The organism is Pseudomonas sp. PGPPP4 (genome assembly GCF_002256045.1).
Classification (GTDB): Bacteria; Pseudomonadota; Gammaproteobacteria; order Pseudomonadales; family Pseudomonadaceae; genus Chryseomonas; species Chryseomonas oryzihabitans.
In genome coordinates this window covers 496,830-519,225 of sequence record NZ_NKID01000002.1, presented here as the reverse complement: position 1 = coordinate 519,225, position 22,396 = coordinate 496,830, and the positions used below count along the sequence as shown (strand labels likewise).

Genomic DNA, 22,396 nt, shown 5'->3' with positions numbered 1-22,396 from the left:
CCGCCATGCTCATGCAATTGCGTTCCGCCGTGCTGATGCTGCTGTTGCTCAGCGCCCTGACCGGGGGCGCCTACCCCCTGCTGGTGACGGTGCTCGGCCAGGTGCTGTTCGCCGACCAGGCCGGCGGCAGCCTGATCCAGCGCGCCGACGGCGGCGTGGTCGGCTCGCGCCTGATCGCGCAAAAATTCAGCGGTCCCGAGTGGTTCCAGCCGCGCCCCTCGGCCGGCGACTACGCCACCGTCTCCAGCAGCGCCAGCAACCTGGCCCAGTCGGCCCCGGCGCTGCGCGAGCGGATCGAGAAGGCGCTGCCCGAGGTCCAGGTGACCGGCCAGGGCCCGGTGCCCCAGGAACTGGTGACCACCTCCGCCAGCGGCCTCGACCCGGACCTCACCCCGGCCGGCGCCCGCTATCAGATCGCCCGGGTCGCCGCCGCGCGCGGCCTGGCGCCGGAGCGCCTGGAAGCCCTGGTGAGCGAACAGACGCGCACCTCGCGCTTCGGTCCGGCAACGGTTAATGTCCTGCTCCTCAACCTGGCCCTGGCAGACCTGAGCAAATGACCGACAGCACCGGGCGCGCCGAAGCGCTGCTCGCCGAACACCGCGAAGGCCGTGGCCGTCTCAAGGTCTTCCTGGGGGCGGCGCCCGGCGTGGGCAAGACCTACGCCATGCTGCAGGCGGCCCAGACCGCCCTGCGCCAGGGCCGCCGGGTGCGCGCCGGGATCGTCGAAACCCATGGGCGGCGGGAGACCGCCGCCCTCCTCGCCGGCCTGCCGCAGCAACCGCTGCGGCGGGTCGAGCACCGCGGCCTCAAGCTCAGCGAACTGGATCTGGAAGGCCTGCTGGCCGATCCGCCGGAGCTGGTGCTGGTCGACGAACTGGCCCACAGTAACGCCCCCGGCAGTCGCCATGCCAAGCGCTGGCAGGACGTCGAAGACCTGCTCGCCGCCGGCCTCAACGTCTACACCACGGTCAATGTCCAGCACCTGGAAAGCCTCAATGACGAGGTGCGCGACATCACCGGCGTCCAGGTGCGCGAGACCGTGCCGGACCAGGTGCTGCTCGACGCCGATGACCTGGTGCTCATCGATCTGCCACCGCGGGAATTGCTGGAGCGCCTGCGCGAGGGCAAGGTCTATGTGCCCGAGCAGGCGCGCGCGGCCATCGATGCCTTTTTCAGCCAGACCAATCTCACCGCCCTGCGCGAGCTGGCCATGCGCACCGCCGCCGCCCAGGTGGATTCGGCGCTCGCCCTGAGATACCGCCAGCAGGGCCAGGCCGCCCCGCCGCTGCTGGGTCGCCTGATCGTCGGCGCCGGCACCGCGCCTTCGGCGGAGCGCCTGGTGCGCCATGCCAGCCGCCTCGCCGACCAGCGCCACCTGCCCTGGACCCTGGTCCACGTCGACACCGGCCAGCCGCTTGACGACGCCGCCCGCGCCAACCTCCAGGCCAGCCAGCGCCTGGCCGAACGCCTGGGCGGCGAGGTGCTGACCCTGAGAGACAGCGATCCGGCCCGCGCCCTGGTCCGCCATGCCCGCGACCAGCGCGCCAGCGTGCTGCTGATCGGCCGCGGCCGGCCGCGCGGTTTCAGCCTGCGGCGCCGCCTGGCCAGTCGTCTGCTGCGCCTGGCCCAGGGGCTGGAGATCGCCATCCTCGATCTGGATCGCGACGCCCCACCGGCCGCCCGCCCGCGCCGGTCCATCAAGCCCGGCCCCTATGGCGCCGCCGTCCTGGCGACCGCCGTGGCCGCGGCCATCGCCGAAGGCCTGTCCGGCCTGCTGGAACTGCCCAATATCTCGCTGATCTTTCTGGCCGCCGTCCTGCTGGTGGCGGTACGCAGCAGTCGCGGTCCGGCGCTGTTCTGCGCCCTGCTGGGCTTTCTCGCCTACGATTTCCTGTTCATCCCGCCGGCCTTCTCGCTGACCATCAATCGCGAGCAGGACGTCCTCACCCTGGCCTTCTTCCTGCTGATGGCCCTGCTCACCGGCGACCTGGCCGCCCGTCAGCGGCGCCAGCTGCAGGCGCTGCGCCGGACCCAACGCGAGACCCTGGCGCTGCTGGACTTCACCCGCCAGCTGAGCGCTGCCAGCGATCGCCAGGCGGTGGCGAGCGTCACCCTCAAGCAACTGGGCGATGCCACTCGCCACGTCTGCCTGCTGTTGCCGGAAAAGGCGGGGCAGCTGGTGAGCCAACCGGGCGAGCTGAGCCTGGCCGACAGTGAACGCATCGCCGCCGAATGGGCCTGGAAGCAGGAAAAGCCGGCCGGTCGCGGCACCGACACCCTGCCGTCCGGCAGCTGGTGGTGGTGGCCGCTGCTCGGCGAGGGGGGCAGCCTGGCCGTGCTGGGCATACGGCGTGACGATGCCCAGCCGCTGGATCACGCCGAGCGCCGCCAGCTGGCCAGCCTGGCGCAGCCGCTGGCCCAGGCCCTGGCCCGGGTGCGCCTCAGCGAGGATCTCGAGGCCGCGCGCCTGCACGGCGAGACCGAACAGCTGCGCAGCGCCCTGCTCGCCTCGGTGTCCCACGACCTGCGCACGCCGCTGACGGTGATGCGCGGCTCCATCGACGCCCTGGCGACCCTGGGCGCAGCCATACCCGCCAGTGATCGCCAGGAGTTGCTGGAGGCCACCCGCCAGGAGGCCGAACGCCTCGATCGCTATATCCAGAATCTGCTGGACATGACCCGTCTCGGCCACGGCAGCCTGCAACTGGCGCGGGACTGGGTCGACCCCGGCGACATCCTCGCCAGCGCCCTGCAACGCCTGCAGCCACTGCTGACGGGATTGCGGGTAACCACCCGGATCGAACCGGGCCTGCCGCTGCTCTGGGTTCATCCGGCGCTGATCGAACAGGCGCTGGTCAATGTGCTGGAGAACGCCATCCGCTTCTCCGCACCCGGCGGCCGTCTGGAGATCAGCCTGCTGCGCCAGGGCAATGAACTGCAACTGGCCGTGGCCGACGAAGGCCCGGGCATTCCGCCCGAGGATCGCCCGCGGATCTTCGACATGTTCTATACCGCGGCGCGCGGCGATCGCGGTGGCCAGGGCACCGGTCTGGGTCTGGCGATCTGCCAGGGCATGGTCGGCGCCCATGGCGGACGGGTCAGCGTGGAAGACGGCCTGGACGGTCGCGGTACCACGATGCGCATGCACCTGCCGCTGCCCGCGCCTCCGGCGGCATAAGACTGGCTCATGCGGCAGCCGCAGCGGCTATGATGACGCCCTCTCGTGTGGAACCCGCCCAGATGCCCGCTCACGTCCTCGTCATCGACGATGAACCCCAGATCCGCAAATTCCTGCGCATCAGTCTCGCGGCCCAGGGCTACCAGGTCAGCGAAGCCGCCACCGGCACCGAAGGCCTGGCCCAGGCGGCGCTGGGCCAGCCGGACCTGGTGATCCTCGACCTGGGTCTGCCCGATCGCGACGGCCAGGAGGTGCTGGTCGAATTGCGCGAATGGTCCGCGGTGCCGGTGCTGGTGCTGTCGGTGCGGGCGGACGAACGCGAGAAGGTCCGCGCCCTGGACGCCGGCGCCAACGACTACGTGACCAAGCCCTTCGGTATCCAGGAATTCCTGGCGCGCAGTCGCGCCCTGTTGCGCCAGACCTCGGCCACGGCGAGCCAGCAGGTGGCGGCGCTGGAAGTGGGCGATCTCAAGGTGGATTTCGCCTATCGCCGGGTCACGCTGGCCGGCAGCGAAGTGGCCCTGACGCGCAAGGAATACGCCGTGCTGGCCGCCCTCGCCCAACATCCGGGACGGGTGGTGACGCAAAGGCAATTGCTGATCGATATCTGGGGCCCGACCCATGCGCAGGACAGTCATTATCTACGCATCGTCATTGGCCATCTCCGGCAGAAGTTCGCGGACGATCCGGTAGCGCCGCGCTATATCGTCACGGAACCCGGCGTGGGTTATCGGCTGCGCGCCGAAGGTTAGCCGTGCTGGGCTGAATGCCGCTTATCCAGTGCGGAAACACGCCGCCTTCGCCGTTATTCCCGCATCCCAGACCCTCTGCATAAGTCTGAATGGCACTGGCCGTTCTTATGAGCCCAGGGGGTGACTAAAAGATATGATGAATGCGAGGGTGACCGCAGCTAGAGCAGCGCCTGAGACTTATTCGTCCCCAGTATAGGGGCCTGAAGATGGCGGAAATGCGCGAGGTGAAGGAATTGCAGGGGTGGGGAAAGATTCCGGTCGGTAGACTCGTCTTGCACGGCTACCGACCGCCATCCCGTCGAAACGTTACTGCAACCAGCCTTCCACGGTATCGGCGCCGTGTTCGGCTTTCCAAGCCTTGAGCAACTTGTGGTTGCCGCCCTTGGTTTCGATGATTTCGCCGGTCTTGGGATGCTGATAACGTTTGGTGCTGCGCGGACGACGCTTGCCTGCCGGCTTTTCCGGGTGCGGCGTCTGCGCCTTGTGCTTGGGGGCAGCGTTGGGATCCAGGATGCCGATGATATCGCCCAGGTTCATGTGGTATTCATCCATCAGGGCCTGGAGCTTACTTTCGAATTCGATTTCTTTTTGCAGGGAACTGTCCTGCTTGAGATCTTCGAGCAGCTGCAATTGGGCGCGAAGTTGTTCTTCGGCGGCACGGAATTCGGCGAGACGGGACATGGGCACTCCTGAGGGCTGTTTGAAAAGGCTGGTGAACACTTCGCCCGCAGGCGAAAGTTGCACGCGACAATAAAGGATTGATGCCCCAGATGCCAGTGACAAGTAATCCTGTTGAAAAAATAGAGGCCACTTCTTGTGTCTGCAAGTTGGAATATTAAGAAAACCTTAAGCCAAGCCGGCGAATTGGCGCCAACAAGGTCTTGAGAGGTCTCTTCGCAAGTTACCCGGTAGTAACCGAAGCCATCGAAAACAGCCAGCCAAGTAAGAACGCTTAACCCAACTGCATAATCATGCAGCAGTTGGCAGAACTTCCAGGCTTGGACTTGGCTAAACGCGCTGGCATGCGCCTCAGGCCGAGGCGTCCAAGTCCGGTTGGGCTTCGGGTAGGGGCTGCCAGTTGAAGGTCTGGGCTATTATCCGCCGGTATTCGGTATCTATGGCCACCGGCGTGCGCCGGATATAGTCCCGCGCATGCGCCTGCCGCTCGTGATCGAGGGTGCGCAGATAGTAAAGCGCTTCCGCCGCCGTGGGCATGCGCTGATTCAGACCACCACTGCGCGGCGGCAAGGCCGTCCAGACCACGGCGTCGACGCCCTGCTCCGCCGCCCAGGCGGCGATGCGCGGCTGAAAGGGCGAATGCGGACCGCTCGGCCAGCTGCCGATGCATTCGGGCTGCTCTCTTGGCACCCCCTCGCGCTCGCGCAGGGCCTCGCGCGCCTCTTCCGGGGTGTCGACCGCCAGATAGGCCCAAAGCACCTGGACCTCAGCCACGCCTGCGCAGATGACCGTGGCCAACTCGCCGCTGTCACCTTCCCGGGCGAATTCGATGGGCAACCTGGGGCCGTCTTCGAACCAGTTCGAGGCGACTGGCAATTCCGCCGCCTTCCAGATCAACGACCCCCAACCCAGACAGGCGATCTTCATGGCCACTCCCGCGCATCGACGTTAGCCATTGGAGGCTAGCGAAGCGTTGGGGTTTCCCGGCGGCAAGACTTGGCGACAAAAATGCAGGACGAAAAAAAGCGGCCACAAGGGCCGCTTCTTTCGTTACCCGCGAGCCAGGGCTCACGGGCGGTAGGTGGCGCAGCGGACGGGACTCGAACCCGCGACCCCCGGCGTGACAGGCCGGTATTCTAACCGACTGAACTACCGCTGCGCATGGAAGCCTTGCGGCATCCTGCTGGCACTTGCCGAGAACCTGTTCAGCGGGGTTCTCTGCACCAGCGGCCGCTAAGATACTGATTTATCAGGGAAGAAACAACAGGCGTAGCGAAAATATTTCTCGCCGTGCACAGCCGGCGACGCCCCCCTCTCGTTCAGGCCGCGGCGCCAGCGGCCTGCTGCCTGAGCAGGCCGAGAAAGCCTTCCAGGGCCGCGCCGGGTACCTGGCCCGCGCGCAGCAGGATACCGAAGGGCGTCAGGGGTTCGGTGATCTCCAGATCAAGCGAGACCATCAGCCCGGTACGCAGGTGATCGCGCACCACCGCCTCGGTCAGCACCAGGATGGCGTCGGTGATCTGTACCAGCTGCAGCATGGCGAACACCGAGCCGCATTCGATGACGTCCGCCGGGGGTGGCAACTGGCGCCGGGCGAAGGCCGCCTCCAGCGCGACCCGCGCGGGACTGGCTTCGGGCTGCAGGATCCACGGCCACTCGGCCACCAGTTCGGCCAGATCGGGCGCGGCGCGCCCGGCCAGCGGATGCCCGGTGCGCACCACCACCGCCAGGTGCTCGTTGCCGAGGGGCTCGAAGGTGAAGCGACCGAGATCGGCTGGCTGGGTGAAACGGGCGATGGCCACATCGATCCGCTCCTGTTCGAGCAGCTCGGTAAGCTGGTCGCTGGTGTCGCCGAGGATGCGCAACTGCAGGCCCGGCTGGCGCGCCTTGCTTTCGGCGATGGCCCGCACCACCAGGTCGGGCAAGGCACCCATGATGGCGCCCACCGCCAGATGCCCATAGCCACCGGCGCGACGCGCATCGAGGTCTTCGGCGCAGCGATCCAGGCCATTGAGGGCGCGCCGGGCGAACTCCAGGATCTCCGCGCCCAGCGCGGTGGGCTTCAGGCCGCGCGCCTGGCGTTCGAACAGCACGCAGCCAAAGGCTTCCTCGACGTCCTGCAGCATCCGCGTGGTGGCCGGCTGGGACATGTGCAGGGCTTCCGCCGCGCGGTGCAGATTGCGGGTGCCGGCCAGGGTCACCAGCATCAGCAGGTGCTTGTAGCGCAGGCGACTGAACAGCGCGCGGGCATGGGAAGAAGCGTTCATCGGCGGCCTCCTGATGGGGCGAGCGGCGGCGGGGTCTGCAAGGCGGGAAGGCTCTAGCAGAGTCTCGAGCGCGTAGCGATACCTTAAGGGTATCGGCCCTAAACAAAAAGCGATTATCCAGGCATTGCAACTGCGACTACTTTGAGCCGTGGCCGAATCACAACAACAAGAGAGATCGCCATGCACACCACCCTGTCTCCGGGGCTGGTCGCCAAGGTCACCCGGCGCCTGCTGCCCTTCCTGCTGCTGATGTACGTCATGGCCTTTCTCGACCGGGCCAACGTGGGTTTCGCCAAGGTCGCCTTCCAGGCCGACACCGGCATCTCCGACGCGGCCTTCGCCTTTGGCGCCGGGGTCTTCTTCGTCGGCTACGCCTTTCTCGAGATTCCCAGCAACCTGATCATGCACCGCGTCGGCGCCCGGCTGTGGATGTGCCGGATCATGGTGAGCTGGGGCCTGATCTCCGCCGCCATGATGTTCGCCCACACGGCGACGGCCTTCTATGTGCTGCGTTTTCTGCTCGGGGTGGCCGAAGCCGGCTTCTTCCCGGGCGTCATCCTCTACCTCACCTACTGGTTCCCCTCGCGCTACCGCGCCCGGGCACTGGGCTTCTTCTACTTCGGCGCACCCCTGGCCTTCATCTTCGGCAGTCCGCTGTCGGGCCTGCTGCTGGAATTCGACGGCTTCGGCGGTCTGCACGGCTGGCAGTGGATGTTCCTGGTCGAAGGGCTACTGGCCAGCGTGGTGGGCGTCTGGGCCTGGTTCTATCTGGACAACCGGCCCCGTGATGCCCGTTGGTTGAGTGCCGAAGAAAAGCAGACGCTGCAACAGGCGCTGGACGCCGAGGACGCCGCCAAGCCGCACCACGGCGGCCTGCTGCGCCTGCTCGGTCAGCCGCGCATCCTGCTGCTGTGCAGCATCTACCTGCTGATCCAGGCCAGCGTCTATGGCGTGGTCTTCTATCTGCCGACCCAGGTGGCCGGGCTGCTCGGGCAGAAGGTCGGGCTGCTGGTCGGCCTGGTCTCGGCGATTCCCTGGGTCTGCGCCCTGCTCGCCGCCTGGCTGATCCCCAGCTGGTCGGATCGCACCGGCGAACGCCGGCGCACCGCCGCCGCCACCCTGGCCATCTCCGGTCTGGGCATCGCCGCCTCGGTGACCTTCTCGCCGCTCTATGCGCTGATCGCCCTGTGCTTCGCCGCCGCCGGCTTCATCGCCGTGCAGCCGCTGTTCTGGACCTTTCCGTCCGACCAGTTGCGCGGCAGCGCCGCCGCGGGCGGCATCGCCCTGATCAATACCTGCGGCGCCATCGGCGGCTTCATCGCGCCCCTGGCCAAGCGCTGGGCCGAGGTGACCTTCGCCCACCCCGGCGCCGGCCTCTATCTGCTCGCCGGCACCACCCTGGTCGCCGCCGCCCTGATCCTTGGCCTGCGCCGCCGCGACCAGGCCGATCCCCAACCCCAGCTCACGCCCAGTCATTAAGGGAGCCTCGCCATGACCCTACCCACCATCAAGCAGGTGCGCGCCTACACCCTTCGCGGCGGCGGCGCCGACTACCACGACCAGGGCGACGGCCACTGGATCGACGACCACATCGCCACGCCCATGGCCAAGTACCCTGAATACCGCCAGAGCCGGCGCAGCTTCGGCATCAATGTGCTAGGCACCCTGGTGGTGGAAGTCGAGGCCAGCGACGGCACCGTGGGCTTTGCCGTCACCACCGGTGGCGAACTGGGCGCCTTCATCGTCGAGCGGCACCTGGCGCGCTTCCTGGAGGGGGCCAAGGTCACCGACCTGGAAAAGATCTGGGACCAGATGTACCTCTCCACCCTCTACTACGGGCGCAAGGGCATCGTGCTCAACACCATCTCCGGGGTGGATCTCGCGCTCTGGGACCTGCTCGGCAAGCTGCGCCAGGAGCCGGTGCACCAGCTGCTCGGCGGCGCCGTGCGTGACGAATTGCAGTTCTATGCCACCGGCGCCCGCCCGGACCTGGCCAAGGAAATGGGCTTCATAGGCGGCAAGCTGCCGCTGCAGCATGGCCCGGCTGAGGGCGAGGAAGGCCTGCGCAAGAACCTGGAGGCCCTGGCGACCATGCGCGAGCGGGTCGGTGACGATTTCTGGCTGATGCTCGACTGCTGGATGAGTCTGGACCTCAACTACGCCACCCGTCTGGCCCAGGGCGCCCAGCAATTCGGCCTCAAGTGGATCGAGGAGGCGCTGCCGCCGGACGACTACTGGGGCTATGCCGAACTCAAGCGCAACGTGCCGAAGGGCATGCTGGTCACCACCGGCGAGCACGAGGCCACCCGCTGGGGCTTCCGCCTGCTGCTGGAGATGGGTTGCTGCGACATCCTCCAGCCGGACGTCGGCTGGTGCGGCGGCCTCACCGAGCTGATCCGCATCTCGGCCCTGGCCGATGCCCACAACGCCCTGGTGGTGCCCCATGGCTCCTCGGTCTACAGCTACCACTTCGTCATCACCCGCACCAACAGTCCCTTCGCCGAGTTCCTGATGATGGCGCCCAAGGCCGACGAGGTGGTGCCCATGTTCCATCCGCAGTTGCTCGACGAACCCGTCCCGGTGCAGGGCCGCATGCGCGCCTCGGCGCTGGATCGGCCCGGCTTCGGCGTGCGTCTCAATCCGGAGTGCGCCCTGGAACGTCCCTATCGCCACTGAGGCGTTGCCCGGGAGGGCTGGATGAAAGCGACCCAAGACACCCTGGCGGCACCCGTGGCGGATGCACGTCCCGCGGCGACGCCGCTGCCACCCAAGAGCGCTCGCCTCAAGCGGGTCCAGGTGATTGCGCTGGCGCTGCTGGTGCTGGCGGGCTTCGTCAACTACCTGGACCGCAGCACCCTGGCCATCGCCAACCAGACCATCAGCGGCGAACTGGGCTTCACGCCGACCGAGATGGGCCTGCTGCTGTCGGCCTTCGCCTGGGCCTATGCCTTCGCCCAGCTGCCCGTCGGCGGCCTGCTGGATCGCTTCGGCGCGCGCCTGACCCTGGGCCTGGGCATCTGCCTCTGGTCCATCGCCCAGGGCGTGCTCGGGCTGCTCAGCAGCCTGCACCTGATGATCCTCGCCCGCGTTGGCCTGGGCATCGGCGAGGCGCCGCAATTCCCGGCCGGAGCCAAGGTGGTCAGCGAGTGGTTCAACGTGCGCGAGCGCGGCCTGCCCTCCGGTATCTTCAACCTCTCCTCCTCCCTGGGACCGGCGATCTCCCAGCCGATCCTCACCGCCCTGCTGCTGTGGCTGGGCTGGCGGCAGATGTTCATCGCCATGGGCGTGCTCGGGATCGCCGTGGCAGCGCTCTGGTACCTGAGCTATCGCGATCGGGTCCAGGTGGCGCTGGACGCCGCCGAGCGGGCGCACCTGGATGCCGGGCTGCCCCTCCAGGACGCTGGCCAGCGATTGACCTTCGCCGACTGGCTGGGGCTGTTCCGCCGCCGCCTGACCTGGGGCGTGGTGATCGGCTACGTGGGCATCATCTACATGCTGTCGCTGTTCCTGACCTGGCTGCCGGCCTACCTGGAGCGGGTCCACCACCTGTCCCTGTCCCAGGCCGGCTGGGTCGCCAGCCTGCCGTTCCTGGCCGGCGCCTGTGGCGTGATCGGCGGCGGCCTGCTGGTGGATCGCCTGACCCGCAGCGGGCGCAGCCTGGCCTTCAGTCGCAAGCTGCCGATCTGCGGCGGCCTGGCCGCGGCCGGGCTGTTCGCCCTGTGCAGCGCCGGGGTGACCGGCATCGGCAGCGTCATCCTCTGCTTCAGCCTGGCGCTGTTCAGCCTCAACGTGGCGGTGGCCGGCACCTGGTCGCTGGTGAGCGTCGCCGTGCCCTCGCACCAGGTGGCCTCGCTGGCCAGCATCCAGAACTTCGGCGGCTACTTCGGTGGCGCCTTCGCCCCGGTCATCACCGGCATGATCGTCCAGCAGACCGGCTCCTTCGGCCTCGCCCTCGGCATCGCCGCCGCGGTCGCGGTGGCCGGCGCCCTGAGCTACGGCCTGCTGGTGCGCCTGCCCGACACCCCTTCCTGATTTCCCTGGAGACCACCGTCATGGAACTGCCACGCAATCCCTTCAAGGCCCGCCTCACGGGCAGCGATACCCTCTATGGCCTCTGGGCCGGATTCGCCACCGGCTATGCCGCCGAGATCGCCGCCAGCACCGGCTACGACTGGCTGCTGATCGACGGCGAGCACGCGCCCAACACGGTGCCGAGCATCCTCGCCCAGTTGCAGGCGGTGGCGCCCTACCCCACGGCGCCGGTGGTGCGCTGCGTGACCGGTGACGCGGTGCTGATCAAGCAGTTGCTGGATATCGGCGTGCAGACGCTGATGGTGCCCATGGTGGAGACCGCCGACCAGGCCCGCGCCCTGGTGCGGGCCATGCGCTATCCCCCCCACGGCATCCGCGGCGTCGGCGGCGGCCTGGCCCGGGCCACCCGCTGGGATGCAGTGCCGGACTACCTGCACACCGCCCATACCGAGCTGTGCCTGATCGTCCAGGTGGAATCGCGGCTGGGCAGCGACAATGTCGCCGAGATCGCCGCGGTGGAGGGCGTGGACGCCGTCTTCGTCGGTCCGGCCGACCTTTCCAGCGGCCTCGGCCATGCCGGCAATCCGGGCCACCCCGAGGTGCAGGCGCGCATCCGCGCCGCCATCGACGCGACCCGCGCGGCCGGCAAGGTGGCCGGGATCCTGGCGCCCCAGGAAGACGATGCCCGGCGCTATCGCGACTGGGGTTGCCAGTTCGTCGCCGTCGGCATCGACATCAGCCTGTTCCGCCAGGCGGCGATGGCCAACCTGGCCCGCTATCGCCCCCTCGAAGCGCCCCAGGCGCCCTCTCGCACCTACTGACCCGGAGTCCGCCATGGCTGATCTGCCCCTCTACCAGAACTACATCGATGGCCGTTTCCTCCCGGTCGCCGAGGACTTTCTCGTCCACAACCCGGCCACCGGCGAGGCCCTGGCCCGGGTGCCGGCGTCCAGTCGCGAGGACGTCGACCAGGCCATCGCCGCCAAGCTGCGCGAGCAGGCGCCGCGGCTGGCCCAAACCATTGTCGCCGAACAGGGCAAGATCCACGGTCTGGCCGAGGTAGAGGTCAACTTCACCGCCGACTACCTCGACTACATGGCCGAGTGGGCACGCCGCATCGAAGGCGAGATCATCACCAGCGACCGGCCCGACGAGCAGATCTTTCTCCTGCGCAAACCACTGGGCGTGGTGGCCGGCATCCTGCCCTGGAACTTCCCTTTCTTTTTGATCGCCCGCAAGCTCGCGCCGGCGCTGCTCACCGGCAACACCATCGTCATCAAGCCCAGCGAAGAAACCCCGATCAATGCCCATGAATTCGCCCGCCTGGTGGCCGAGACGGATCTGCCGCCCGGGGTGTTCAACCTGGTCAGCGGCGCCGGCGCGGTGGGAGGCCAGCTCAGCGCCCATGCCGGTATCGACATGGTCAGCTTTACCGGCAGCGTCGCCACCGGCTCGCGGATCATGGCCGCTGCCGCGCCCAATCTGACCAAGCTCAATCTGGAGCTGGGCGGCAAGGCGCCGGCCATCGTCCTGGCCGATGCCGACCTGGACCTGGCGGTCCGGGCCATTCGCGACTCACGCATCATCAACACCGGGCAGGTGTGCAACTGCGCCGAGCGGGTCTATGTGGAACGCGCGGTGGCCGAAGACTTCATCGAGCGCATCGGCCGCGCCATGGCCGCCACCCGCTATGGCGACCCTCTGGCCGACACCGGCGTGGAGATGGGACCGCTGATCAACGCCGCCGGCCTGGACAAGGTGGCGGCCAAGGTCGACGTCGCCCTCGGCCAGGGCGCCCGCCTGGTCACCGGTGGCAGCCGCGCCGACCTGGGTCGCGGCTTCCACTTCCAGCCCACGGTGCTGGCGGACTGTCGTGCGGACATGCCGATCATGCGCGAAGAGATCTTCGGCCCGGTGCTACCGATCCAGATAGTCGATGATCTCGACGAAGCCATCGCCCTGGCCAACGATTGCGAATACGGCCTCACCTCCTCCGTCTATACCCGCAGCCTGGGCAAGGCCATGCACGCCATGCGCGAGATCGACTTTGGCGAAACCTACATCAATCGGGAAAACTTCGAGGCCATGCAGGGCTACCACGCCGGGGTGCGCAAGTCCGGCATCGGCGGCGCCGACGGCAAGCACGGGCTCTATGAGTACACCCATACCCAGGTGGTCTATCTGCAGGGCTGAATGGCGCGGCCCGACCCCCTGCCTGGCTTGGCCGGGCCGCTTCGCTCGAATGTTCTCGAGCGAAAGCGGGTCGAAACAGCTGCAACCCAAGACCAGGCACGGGCCCAGGGCCCCAGGGAGACCAGATGCAGAACTACCACATCCTACCTACCGATACCGGCTGGGAATTCAAGGAAGAGCACGGCGATCGCGCCCTGCTCAAGGCCTCGACCAAGGACGCCATCGTCCACCAGGCCGCGCAATATCTGGACGGCAAGACCGGCAGCGTCAAGATCCACACCGCGGATGGCCGCATCGAGGAAGAGCGCACCTATCCACGCAGTGCGGATCCGGCGCAGTCCAAGGGCTGAGGCCGACGCGCCTCGCCCCGCTACCCCGCCGCCGACACCAGGAATTGCCGAAACGCCTGAGCGCCAGTGCCCAGGCGCTCCTCGGGACTCCAGATCAGGCCCAGCTCCATGGGCGGGATGGCATCGGCCACGGGGCGGGCTTCCAGCTTGCGGCCTTCCAGCGACCAGCCGCGATAGAGCATGTCGGAGAGGATGGTCACGCCGAAGCCGTGGGCGACCAGGCCGCGCAGGGATTCCATGGACGAGGTCTTGAACACCACATTGGGCTCCAGGCCCGCCGCGCGCCAGTAGCGCAGGGTCGAGGTCTCGCCTTCGTCCACCGTGGCGAGGATGTAGGGATAGGGGGCGATGTCGGCCAGGGTGACGCGCTCCGGCGCCAGCAGCGGATGGGCGCTGGGCAGCCAGAGCTGACGCGGCGAGCGCATCAGCAGGTGACGTTCGAAGGGCTGGGTGGCGTCGACGTTGGAGATGACGGTGAGCCCCAGCTCCAGGGTGCCGTCGGTGATGCCGGCTTCAATACTAGGTCGGTCCATGTCGCGCAGGTCGATGTCGATCTGCGGATAGCTGCGCTTGAAGCGTGCCAGCAGGGTCGGCAGGTAGTAGCCGAGCACGGCATAGGAGGCGCCGACCCGCGCCTGGCCAGTCAGGGCATGGCTCTGGAACAGCGGCTGGCTGACGGCGTCCTGCAGGGTGTCGAGGATGTGCCGGGCATGGTGATAGAACTGGTGGCCCTCGGCGGTGAGCTTGACGCCGTGGGGCAGGCGCTCGAACAGCCGCACGGCGAGCCTCGCCTCCAACTGGCTGACCGCCGTGGTGACCGCCGACTGGCTGACGTTGACCGCGCTGGCGGCCAGGGAGAACTGGCTGTTTTCCGCCGCGGCGACGAAATAGCGCAGTTGCCGCATCGAGATGTCCTTGAGCAGTGCCATCTGATTTTCCAATACCTGGATTCTATTTTTATCGTTTCACGATAGCGCATTTCTCCTCCTAGACTCAGAGGCACAGGCGCGCCGCCTTCCTCTCGCGGTCGCCACGACAAGAACAATGAACAGGAGGACGGACCATGAGCGCCCTGGCGCCCGCGTTCCGCACCCGCGCGTCGAGCGCACCCTTGCCCAGCCGTCGGCGGTCCTGCCCGACGTCCTTGCGGCTGCTGCTTCCGGGCCACGCCCGCGCCTGGCCGATGACACAGCCCCGCCCTGTCCCTTTCCGCTCCGCGCCGTGCCTGGCAGTCGCCCCGTGCGCGCCTGATCGGCTGACCGCTCGCACCCGACAATCCAGACAACAGGTGACCCCATGAGCTACCCGAGTCTCAACTTCGCCCTGGGCGAGACCCTCGATCTCTTGCGCGATCAGGTGCGCACCCTGGTCGTCCGGGAGGTGGCGCCCCGCGCGGGCGAGATCGATGCCAGCAACAGCTTTCCCATGGATCTCTGGCGCACCTTTGGTGACCTGGGGCTGCTCGGCATCACCGTGGGCGAGGAATACGGCGGCGCGGGACTCGGCTACCTGGCCCATGCGGTGGCCATGGAAGAGATCAGCCGCGGCTCGGCTTCGGTGGCCCTGTCCTATGGCGCCCACTCCAATCTCTGCGTCAACCAGATCCACCGCAATGGCAGCGCCGCGCAGAAGGCTCGCTACCTGCCCCGGCTGGTCAGCGGCGAGCACATCGGCGCCCTGGCCATGAGCGAACCCAACGCCGGCTCGGACGTGGTCTCCATGAAGTTGCGCGCCGAACGCCGCGGCGATCGCTATGTGCTCAATGGCAGCAAGACCTGGATCACCAACGGGCCCGATGCCCACACCTATGTCATCTACGCCAAGACCGAACCGGAAAAGGCGGCCCACGGCATCACCGCCTTCATCGTCGAGCGTGACTGGAAAGGCTTCAGCCGCGGCAGCAAGTTCGACAAGCTGGGGATGCGCGGCTCCAACACCTGCGAGTTGTTCTTCGACGACGTGGAGGTGCCGGAAGACAACGTGCTGGGCCAGGTCAATGGCGGGGTCAAGGTGCTGATGAGCGGCCTGGACTACGAGCGGGTGGTCCTCGCCGGCGGCCCGGTGGGCATCATGCAGGCCTGCCTGGACGTGGTGCTGCCCTATGTCCACGACCGCAAGCAATTCGGCCAGAGCATCGGCGAATTCCAGCTGATCCAGGGCAAGGTGGCCGATCTCTACACCGGCCTCAACGCCAGCCGCGCCTATCTCTATGCCGTGGCCCAGGCCTGCGACCGCGGCGAGACCACCCGCAAGGACGCCGCCGGGGTGATCCTCTACACCGCCGAGAAGGCCACCCAGATGGCCCTGGAAGCCATCCAGATCCTCGGCGGCAACGGCTACATCAACGAATACCCCACCGGCCGCCTGCTACGCGACGCCAAGCTCTACGAGATCGGCGCCGGCACCAGCGAGATCCGCCGCATGCTGATCGGTCGCGAGCTGTTCAACGAAACCCGGTGAGGAGCCTGCCATGACCGTGCTGACCTCCACGCTGAACCGGCGCACCCCGGACTACCAGCGCAACGCCGCCGCCATGGCCGAACAACTGGCCCGGCTCGACGGGCTGCTGGCGCGCATCCGCGAAGGCGGCGGGGCCAGGGCCCAGGCGCGCCATACCGCGCGCGGCAAGCTGCTCCCCCGCGCGCGCATCGATCTGTTGCTGGACCCAGGCTCGCCCTTCCTGGAAATCGGCGCCCTGGCCGCCCTCGACGTCTACGAGGAAGAGGTACCGGCCGCCGGGGTGGTGGCCGGCATCGGCCGCATCGAGGGCGTCGAGTGCATGATCATTGCCAACGACGCCACGGTGAAGGGCGGCTCCTACTATCCGCTCACGGTGAAGAAGCACCTGCGCGCCCAGGCCATCGCCCTGCAGAATCGGCTGCCCTGCCTCTATCTGGTGGATTCCGGCGGCGCCAACCTGCCGCGCCAGGAGGACGTCTTCCCCGACCGCGAGCACTTCGGGCGAATCTTCTTCAACCAGGCGACCATGAGCGCCCAGGGCATCCCGCAGATCGCCGTGGTGATGGGCTCCTGCACCGCCGGTGGCGCCTATGTGCCGGCCATGAGCGACGAGACCATCATGGTGCGCCAGCAGGCCACCATCTTTCTCGCCGGCCCGCCGCTGGTGAAGGCCGCCACCGGCGAGGTGGTCAGCGCCGAGGAACTGGGCGGCGCCGATGTCCATTGCCGGACCTCCGGCGTGGCCGATCACTACGCCGAAGACGATGCCCATGCTCTGGCGCTGGCCCGGCGCTGCATCGCCAACCTCAACTGGCGCAAGCTGGGCGACTTGCAGTTGAAGACGCCCAGCGCGCCGCTATATCCGGCCGAGGAACTGCACGGCCTGGTGCCGGCCGATCCCAAGCAGCCGCTGGAGGTGCGCGAGGTGATCGCGCGGCTGGTGGACGGCAGCGTCTTCGATGAATTCAAGGCGCAATTCGGCACCACCCTGGTCTGCGGCTTCGCCCACCTGCACGGCCATCCGGTGGCCATCCTCGGCAACAACGGCATCCTCTTCGCCGAATCGGCGCAGAAAGGCGCGCACTTCATCGAACTGGCCTGCCAGAGACGCATCCCGCTGCTGTTCCTGCAGAACATCACCGGCTTCATGGTCGGCAAGAAATACGAGGAAGGCGGCATCGCCAAGCACGGCGCCAAGCTGGTCACGGCGGTGGCCTGCGCCCGGGTGCCCAAGTTCACCGTGATCATCGGCGGCAGCTTTGGCGCCGGCAACTACGGCATGTGCGGTCGCGCCTACGATCCGCGCTTTCTGTGGATGTGGCCCAACGCGCGCATCGGCGTGATGGGCGCCGAGCAGGCGGCCGGAGTGCTGGTGCAGGTCAAGCGCGAGCAGGCCGAACGCGCCGGCGAAGCCTTGGAAGACGAGGAGGCGGCGCGGATCAAGGCCCCCATCGTCGAGCAGTACGAACGCCAGGCCCATGCCCACTATTCCAGCGCGCGGCTGTGGGACGACGGGGTGGTCGACCCGGCCCAGACCCGCGAGGTCCTCGCCCTGGCCCTGTCGGCCAGTCTCAACGCCCCTCTCGAGCCGACGACCTTCGGCGTCTTCCGGATGTAGGCCATGACTGACTTCCACACCCTGGAACTGATCCGTGATCCACGCGGCTTCGCCACCCTCTGGCTCGATCGCCCGGATCGCCACAATGCCCTGGATGCGCAGCTGATCGCGGAGCTGGGGACCGTGCTCGCGGAGATCGCCAGCGACCCGCAAGTGCGCTTTCTGCTCCTGCGCGGTCGCGGGCGGCACTTCTGCGCTGGCGCCGACCTCGCCTGGATGCAGGCCGCGGCCCGCCTGGACGCCGCCGCCAATCGCGCCGACACCGAGCGCCTGGCCGAGGTGATGTATCGCCTGCAGGCCTTGCCGATGCCGACCCTGGCGGTGGTCCAGGGCGCGGCCTTTGGCGGCGCGGTGGGCCTGGTCAGCTGCTGCGACCTGGCCCTGGCCGCGGGCGACGCCATCTTCTGCCTGTCGGAGGTGCGCATCGGCCTGGTGCCGGCGGTCATCGCGCCCTTCGTGACTCGCGCCCTGGGCGAGCGCATGGCGCGGCGCTACATGCTCGGCGCGGAGCGCTTTTCCGGCGAACGCGCCGCCGAACTGGGCCTGGTGACCGAGACGGCGCCGGCTGCCGATCTGGACACCCTGGTCGAGGCCTGGATCGCCCGGCTGCTGGACAACGGGCCCCAGGCATTGCGCGCCTGCAAGCGGTTGCTGGACGGCGCGGGCGCGGGCGCACCCCGCGCCGAGGTGCGCTCCTTTACCGAAGGCCTGATCGCCGAGGTGCGCGTCACCCCCGAAGCCCAGGAAGGCCTGCAGGCCTTTCTGGAAAAACGTCGTCCCGCCTGGCAGGAGACCTCGCCATGACCTTCGACCGTCTGCTCGTCGCCAACCGCGGCGAGATCGCCTGCCGGGTGATGCGTACGGCCAAGGCCCTCGGCCTGGGTACCGTCGCCGTGCACAGCGCCATCGATGCCGACGCCCGCCATGTGCGCCAGGCCGATCAGGCAGTGGACCTGGGCGGGACCAAGCCGGCCGACAGCTATCTGCTGGGCGAGCGCATCATCGCCGCCGCCCTGGCCACCGGCGCCCAGGCGATCCATCCGGGCTACGGCTTCCTGTCCGAGAATGCCGCCTTCGCCGAGGCGGTGGCCGCGGCCGGGCTGGTCTTCGTCGGTCCTCCCGCCGCGGCGATCCGCGCCATGGGCAGCAAGTCCGCGGCCAAGGCGCTGATGACCGATGCCGGGGTGCCCCTGGTGCCGGGCTATCACGGCGAGGACCAGTCCCTGGCCACCTTTCGCGACGCCGCGGCGCGCATCGGCTATCCGGTCCTGCTCAAGGCCACCGCCGGCGGCGGCGGCAAGGGCATGAAGATCGTCGAACACGAAGCCGACCTGGCCGAGGGCCTCGCCTCGGCCCAGCGCGAAGCGCTCTCGGCCTTTGGTGATGCGCGGATGCTGGTGGAGAAATACGTGCTGCAACCGCGCCACGTGGAGATCCAGGTGTTCGCCGATGGGCACGGCCATTGCCTCTATCTCAACGAACGCGACTGCTCCATCCAGCGCCGCCACCAGAAGGTGATCGAGGAGGCGCCCGCGCCGGGTCTCACGCCCGAATTGCGCCGGGCCATGGGCGAGGCGGCGGTGCAGGCGGCCCAGGCCATCGGCTATGTCGGCGCCGGCACCGTGGAATTTTTGCTCGACGCCCGTGGCGACTTTTTCTTCATGGAGATGAACACCCGGCTGCAGGTGGAGCACCCGGTCACCGAGGCCATCACCGGCCTGGACCTGGTGGCCTGGCAGCTGCGCGTGGCCGCAGGCGAACCCCTGCCCGTCACCCAGGCGCAGGTGCCCTTGCACGGCCATGCCATCGAGGTGCGCCTCTATGCCGAGGACACCGACCAGGGCTTCCTGCCGGCCTCGGGCACCCTGCAGCTCTATCACGAGCCCGCGGCCGGTCCCGGGCGACGAGTGGATAGCGGCGTGGAGGAAGGTGACGAGGTGTCGCCCTTCTACGATCCCATGCTGGCCAAGCTGATCGCCTGGGGCGACAGCCGCGAACAGGCGCGCAAGCGGTTGCTGGCCATGCTCCAGGACACCGCGGTGGGCGGCTTCGCCACCAACCTCGCCTTCCTGCAGCGCCTGCTCGCCCATCCGGCCTTTGCCGCGGCAGAGCTGGACACCGGTTTCATCGAGCGGCATCAGGCGGCCTTGCTGCCCGCACCCGCAGAACTGCCGGAGGCCTTCTGGACCCTGGCGGGCCAGGCCTGGCTGGCGACGCTGTCCGCCGCTGCCGATCCCACGTCACCCTGGGCGTCCCGCCAGGGCTGGCGCCTGGGTGGACCACCGCGCATCGCGCTGCGCCTGGCCTGTCGTGGCGAGGTGCGCACCCTGAGCCTGGTCGACCCGCTGGCCGTCGCTTTGAGCGGTGATCGGCTCCACTGGCAGGTGGACGGCGTTCGCCACAGCGCCCGCCTCCATCGCCGAGGGCCGACGCTGTTTGTCGAATGGCAGGACCGTTTCGAAGCCGTCACCTGGGCCGATCCGCTGGCCGAGGTCGCGCGCCAGGCGGATGCCGGTGGTCTTACCGCGCCGATGAACGCCAGTGTGGTAGCCGTCTCGGTGGCCGTCGGCGACGCCGTGGAAGCCGGGGCCCCTCTGGTGGTGCTGGAGGCGATGAAGATGGAGCACAGCATCCGCGCGCCCCGTGCAGGCGTGGTGGCGGCGCTGTTCTGTAGCCCGGGCGAGCTGGTGGCCGAGGGCGCCCCGCTGGTGGAACTGGAGGAGGTGGCACCATGAGCGATGCCCTGCCGTCCCGGGTGCGGCTGGTCGAGGTCGGACCCCGCGATGGCCTGCAGAACGAGCCCCAGGCGCTGGGCATCGCCGAGCGTATCCAGCTGTGCACGGCGCTGGTCGCCAGTGGAATGCATCATCTGGAGGTGGGCAGCTTCGTCTCGCCACTCTGGGTGCCGCAGATGGCCGGGACCGCCGAGGTGCTGGCAGGACTCGGCCGGCCCGAGGGCGTGGTGCGTTCGGTACTGGTGCCCAACCTGAAAGGTTTCGAAGCCGCACTGGCGGCGGGGGTGGACGAGATCGCCGTGTTCGCCGCCGCCTCGGAGGGCTTCTCCCAGCGCAACATCAATTGCTCCATCGCCGAGAGCCTGGCGCGCTTCGTGCCCGTGGTCGAGGGCGCGCGGGCGGCGGGCATCCGGGTGCGCGGCTATGTGTCCTGCGTGCTGGGCTGCCCCTACGATGGCGAGGTCGCAACCGACCAGGTGGCGAGCGTGACCCGCGAACTGCTGGAGCTGGGCTGCGCCGAGGTCTCCCTGGGCGATACCATCGGCGTCGGCACCCCGGGCCGGACCCGGGCGCTCTGGCAGCGACTGGGCCGGGAGGTGCCCCTTAGCCAACTGGCCGGGCATTTCCACGACACCTACGGCCAGGCCCTGGCCAACGTCTACGCCAGCCTGCTCGAAGGCGTCGCGGTGTTCGACAGCTCCGTCGCCGGGCTCGGCGGCTGTCCCTATGCCCAGGGCGCCAGCGGCAATGTCGCCAGCGAGGACCTGGTCTATCTGCTGGATGGCCTGGGCATAGCGTCCGGCGTCGACCTGGAGAGACTGGTCCGCGCCGGACGGGACGTTTCCGCCCTGCTCGGTCGCCCCAATCAATCGCGGGTCGGCCGCGCCCGGGCAACGCGAGCGGTCGACTAGCCGGGGCCCTGGCCGGCGCCCATGGCAACCGCCGGGGCTTGCTCTCATAATGGCAGCCTCTCTCATCCAAGGACCCGCTTTGGCCAGGAAGTCCCGACGCGAACTCGCCCAGCTCGATGGCACCACCGAGCTGCCCCTCACCGTGCGCGAGGTTGCCCTCGCCGCCGGGGTGTCGCCCATTACCGTGTCCCGGGCACTGCACCGCCCGAGCCTGGTGAGCGCCGCCACCCGCGAGCATGTCCTGGCCGTGGTCAAGGAACTGGGCTATGTGCCCAATCTCCTGGCGGGCAGCCTGGCCTCCAGCAAGAGCCGGCTGGTGGCCATCCTCTTGCCCACCATCGCCAATTCCATCTATGCCACCGTGGTGCAGGCGATCATGGATCGCCTCACCGCGGCGGGCTACCAGGCGCTGATCGGTCCGACCGGCTATTCACCGGCAAAGGAAGAGGAACTGCTGGAAGCCATCCTCGGCCGCCGCCCCGATGGCATCGTCCTCACCGGCACCCTGCACACCCCGGCGAGTCGCGCGCGGCTGGCGGCGCTGAACATCCCGGTGGTGGAAGCCTGGGACCTGAGCGCCGAGGCCCTGGACATGCAGGTGGGCTTTTCCCACGAGCAGGTCGGCGTGGCCCTGGCGGAGCACTTCGTCGCCCGCGGCTATCGCCGCTTCGGGGTGATCTCGGTGGACGATCCCCGCGCCATGCGCCGCAACCTGGCTCTGCAGGCCCGCCTGGTCGAACTGGGCATCCCCGAATTGCCCATGGAAGTGCTGCCCCTGCCCGCCACCTGGGAAGTCGGCCGCATCGGCCTGGCGCGCCTGCTGGAACGCCCCGAACCGCCGGAGCTGGTGCTGTGCAGCTCCGACACCCTGGCCCTGGGCGTGGTCGCCGAAGCCAGCAGCCGCGGCCTGCGCATCCCCGAACAGCTGGCGGTGGTCGGCTTCGGCGACACCACCAACGGCCGCTTCGCCACCCCGGCGCTGTCCACGGTCAGCGTCAATGCCGATGCCATGGGCCAGCGCGTCGCCCAGGCGCTGCTCGACCGCCTCGCGGGCGATCAAACTGCGGTAAGCCTCGACACCGGTTTCGCCCTGATCGAGCGGCAGAGCTCCTAGTCACTTTTTTGCGCCCGGCCACAGATTTAACGGTTGAATGATAGCGTTATCTGTTTAATGATAACGCTATCGTTGTCAGACGACTTACAACCTAAGCCCGCTACACGA

Annotated in this window: 19 protein-coding genes and 1 tRNA gene; 15 read left to right on the top strand and 5 right to left on the bottom strand. The window is 68.3% G+C overall.

Annotated features, from left to right (window positions below):
- Positions 1–5 precede the first annotated feature (5 nt).
- The 3 genes from kdpC (at position 6) to CFE50_RS05215 (ending at position 3,930) form a co-directional block, all read left to right on the top strand.
- Entirely contained in the window at positions 6–557 is a 552-nt protein-coding gene (kdpC, locus tag CFE50_RS05225) for a potassium-transporting ATPase subunit KdpC (protein WP_286731830.1), read from the top strand.
- Positions 554–3,178, top strand: a complete 2,625-nt coding sequence (locus CFE50_RS05220; RefSeq protein ID WP_286731827.1) for a DUF4118 domain-containing protein — start codon at positions 554–556, stop codon at positions 3,176–3,178. The genes kdpC and CFE50_RS05220 overlap by 4 nt, the downstream gene beginning before the upstream one ends.
- 62 nt (positions 3,179–3,240) lie before the next feature.
- Positions 3,241–3,930 carry a response regulator gene (locus CFE50_RS05215; protein ID WP_241810241.1) on the top strand — a complete coding sequence of 230 codons (690 nt, stop codon included), beginning with the start codon at positions 3,241–3,243 and terminating at the stop codon, positions 3,928–3,930.
- A 306-nt stretch (positions 3,931–4,236) separates the two neighbouring features.
- On the opposite strand, the gene CFE50_RS05210 is transcribed toward CFE50_RS05215, so the two are convergent.
- The 4 genes from CFE50_RS05210 to CFE50_RS05195 form a co-directional block, all read right to left on the bottom strand.
- Positions 4,237–4,611, bottom strand: a complete 375-nt coding sequence (locus CFE50_RS05210) for a histone-like nucleoid-structuring protein, MvaT/MvaU family (protein WP_007158514.1) — start codon at positions 4,609–4,611, stop codon at positions 4,237–4,239.
- Between the two features lie 348 nt (positions 4,612–4,959).
- Positions 4,960–5,535 carry a hypothetical protein gene (locus CFE50_RS05205; protein WP_241810240.1) on the bottom strand — a complete coding sequence of 192 codons (576 nt, stop codon included), beginning with the start codon at positions 5,533–5,535 and terminating at the stop codon, positions 4,960–4,962.
- 155 nt (positions 5,536–5,690) lie between these two features.
- Positions 5,691–5,767, bottom strand: a tRNA-Asp gene (locus CFE50_RS05200).
- A 160-nt stretch (positions 5,768–5,927) separates the two neighbouring features.
- Entirely contained in the window at positions 5,928–6,875 is a 948-nt protein-coding gene (locus CFE50_RS05195; protein WP_286731822.1) for a LysR family transcriptional regulator, read from the bottom strand.
- Positions 6,876–7,055: 180 nt separating this feature from the next.
- Here CFE50_RS05195 and CFE50_RS05190 point away from each other — a divergent pair, with 180 nt between their 5' ends.
- From CFE50_RS05190 to CFE50_RS05165, 6 genes are all read left to right on the top strand, one after another.
- A complete protein-coding gene (locus CFE50_RS05190) occupies positions 7,056–8,354 on the top strand; it encodes an MFS transporter (protein WP_241810274.1) in 1,299 nt (432 codons plus the stop codon).
- Positions 8,355–8,366: 12 nt separating this feature from the next.
- Positions 8,367–9,551: an L-rhamnonate dehydratase gene (gene rhmD / locus CFE50_RS05185; RefSeq protein WP_286731819.1), complete on the top strand. Its 1,185-nt coding sequence runs from the start codon at positions 8,367–8,369 to the stop codon at positions 9,549–9,551.
- 21 nt (positions 9,552–9,572) lie between these two features.
- Positions 9,573–10,907, top strand: a complete 1,335-nt coding sequence (locus CFE50_RS05180; RefSeq protein WP_286731817.1) for an MFS transporter — start codon at positions 9,573–9,575, stop codon at positions 10,905–10,907.
- A 20-nt stretch (positions 10,908–10,927) separates the two neighbouring features.
- Complete coding sequence (locus CFE50_RS05175) at positions 10,928–11,728, top strand: aldolase/citrate lyase family protein (RefSeq protein WP_286731814.1); 801 nt, start codon at positions 10,928–10,930, stop codon at positions 11,726–11,728.
- Between the two features lie 13 nt (positions 11,729–11,741).
- On the top strand, positions 11,742–13,100 hold the full coding sequence (gene aldA / locus CFE50_RS05170) for an aldehyde dehydrogenase (protein WP_286731812.1): 1,359 nt from the start codon (positions 11,742–11,744) through the stop codon (positions 13,098–13,100).
- 125 nt (positions 13,101–13,225) lie between these two features.
- A complete protein-coding gene (locus CFE50_RS05165; RefSeq protein ID WP_007158522.1) occupies positions 13,226–13,450 on the top strand; it encodes a DUF2188 domain-containing protein in 225 nt (74 codons plus the stop codon).
- Between the two features lie 20 nt (positions 13,451–13,470).
- Here the strand turns inward: CFE50_RS05165 and CFE50_RS05160 are convergent, their stop codons facing one another.
- Positions 13,471–14,379: a LysR family transcriptional regulator gene (locus tag CFE50_RS05160; protein WP_286731809.1), complete on the bottom strand. Its 909-nt coding sequence runs from the start codon at positions 14,377–14,379 to the stop codon at positions 13,471–13,473.
- A gap of 367 nt (positions 14,380–14,746) precedes the next feature.
- Between CFE50_RS05160 and CFE50_RS05155 the strand changes: the two genes are divergently transcribed.
- The 6 genes from CFE50_RS05155 to CFE50_RS05130 all read left to right on the top strand — a co-directional run bounded on the left by CFE50_RS05155 (position 14,747) and on the right by CFE50_RS05130 (position 22,288).
- The gene (locus tag CFE50_RS05155; protein WP_286731806.1) at positions 14,747–15,910 is read left to right on the top strand and encodes an isovaleryl-CoA dehydrogenase; all 1,164 of its coding nucleotides are present in this window, start codon (positions 14,747–14,749) and stop codon (positions 15,908–15,910) included.
- 10 nt (positions 15,911–15,920) lie between these two features.
- Complete coding sequence (locus CFE50_RS05150) at positions 15,921–17,528, top strand: carboxyl transferase domain-containing protein (RefSeq protein WP_286731803.1); 1,608 nt, start codon at positions 15,921–15,923, stop codon at positions 17,526–17,528.
- Positions 17,529–17,531: 3 nt separating this feature from the next.
- Positions 17,532–18,332, top strand: coding sequence for an enoyl-CoA hydratase-related protein (locus CFE50_RS05145; RefSeq protein ID WP_286731801.1), 801 nt, complete (start codon positions 17,532–17,534; stop codon positions 18,330–18,332).
- Positions 18,329–20,263, top strand: a complete 1,935-nt coding sequence (locus CFE50_RS05140; protein ID WP_286731799.1) for an acetyl/propionyl/methylcrotonyl-CoA carboxylase subunit alpha — start codon at positions 18,329–18,331, stop codon at positions 20,261–20,263. Before CFE50_RS05145 ends, CFE50_RS05140 begins: the two co-directional genes overlap by 4 nt.
- Positions 20,260–21,174 carry a hydroxymethylglutaryl-CoA lyase gene (locus CFE50_RS05135; protein WP_286731796.1) on the top strand — a complete coding sequence of 305 codons (915 nt, stop codon included), beginning with the start codon at positions 20,260–20,262 and terminating at the stop codon, positions 21,172–21,174. Before CFE50_RS05140 ends, CFE50_RS05135 begins: the two co-directional genes overlap by 4 nt.
- A gap of 79 nt (positions 21,175–21,253) precedes the next feature.
- Positions 21,254–22,288, top strand: a complete 1,035-nt coding sequence (locus tag CFE50_RS05130; RefSeq protein WP_286731794.1) for a LacI family DNA-binding transcriptional regulator — start codon at positions 21,254–21,256, stop codon at positions 22,286–22,288.
- The last annotated feature ends 108 nt before the right edge of the window (positions 22,289–22,396 follow it).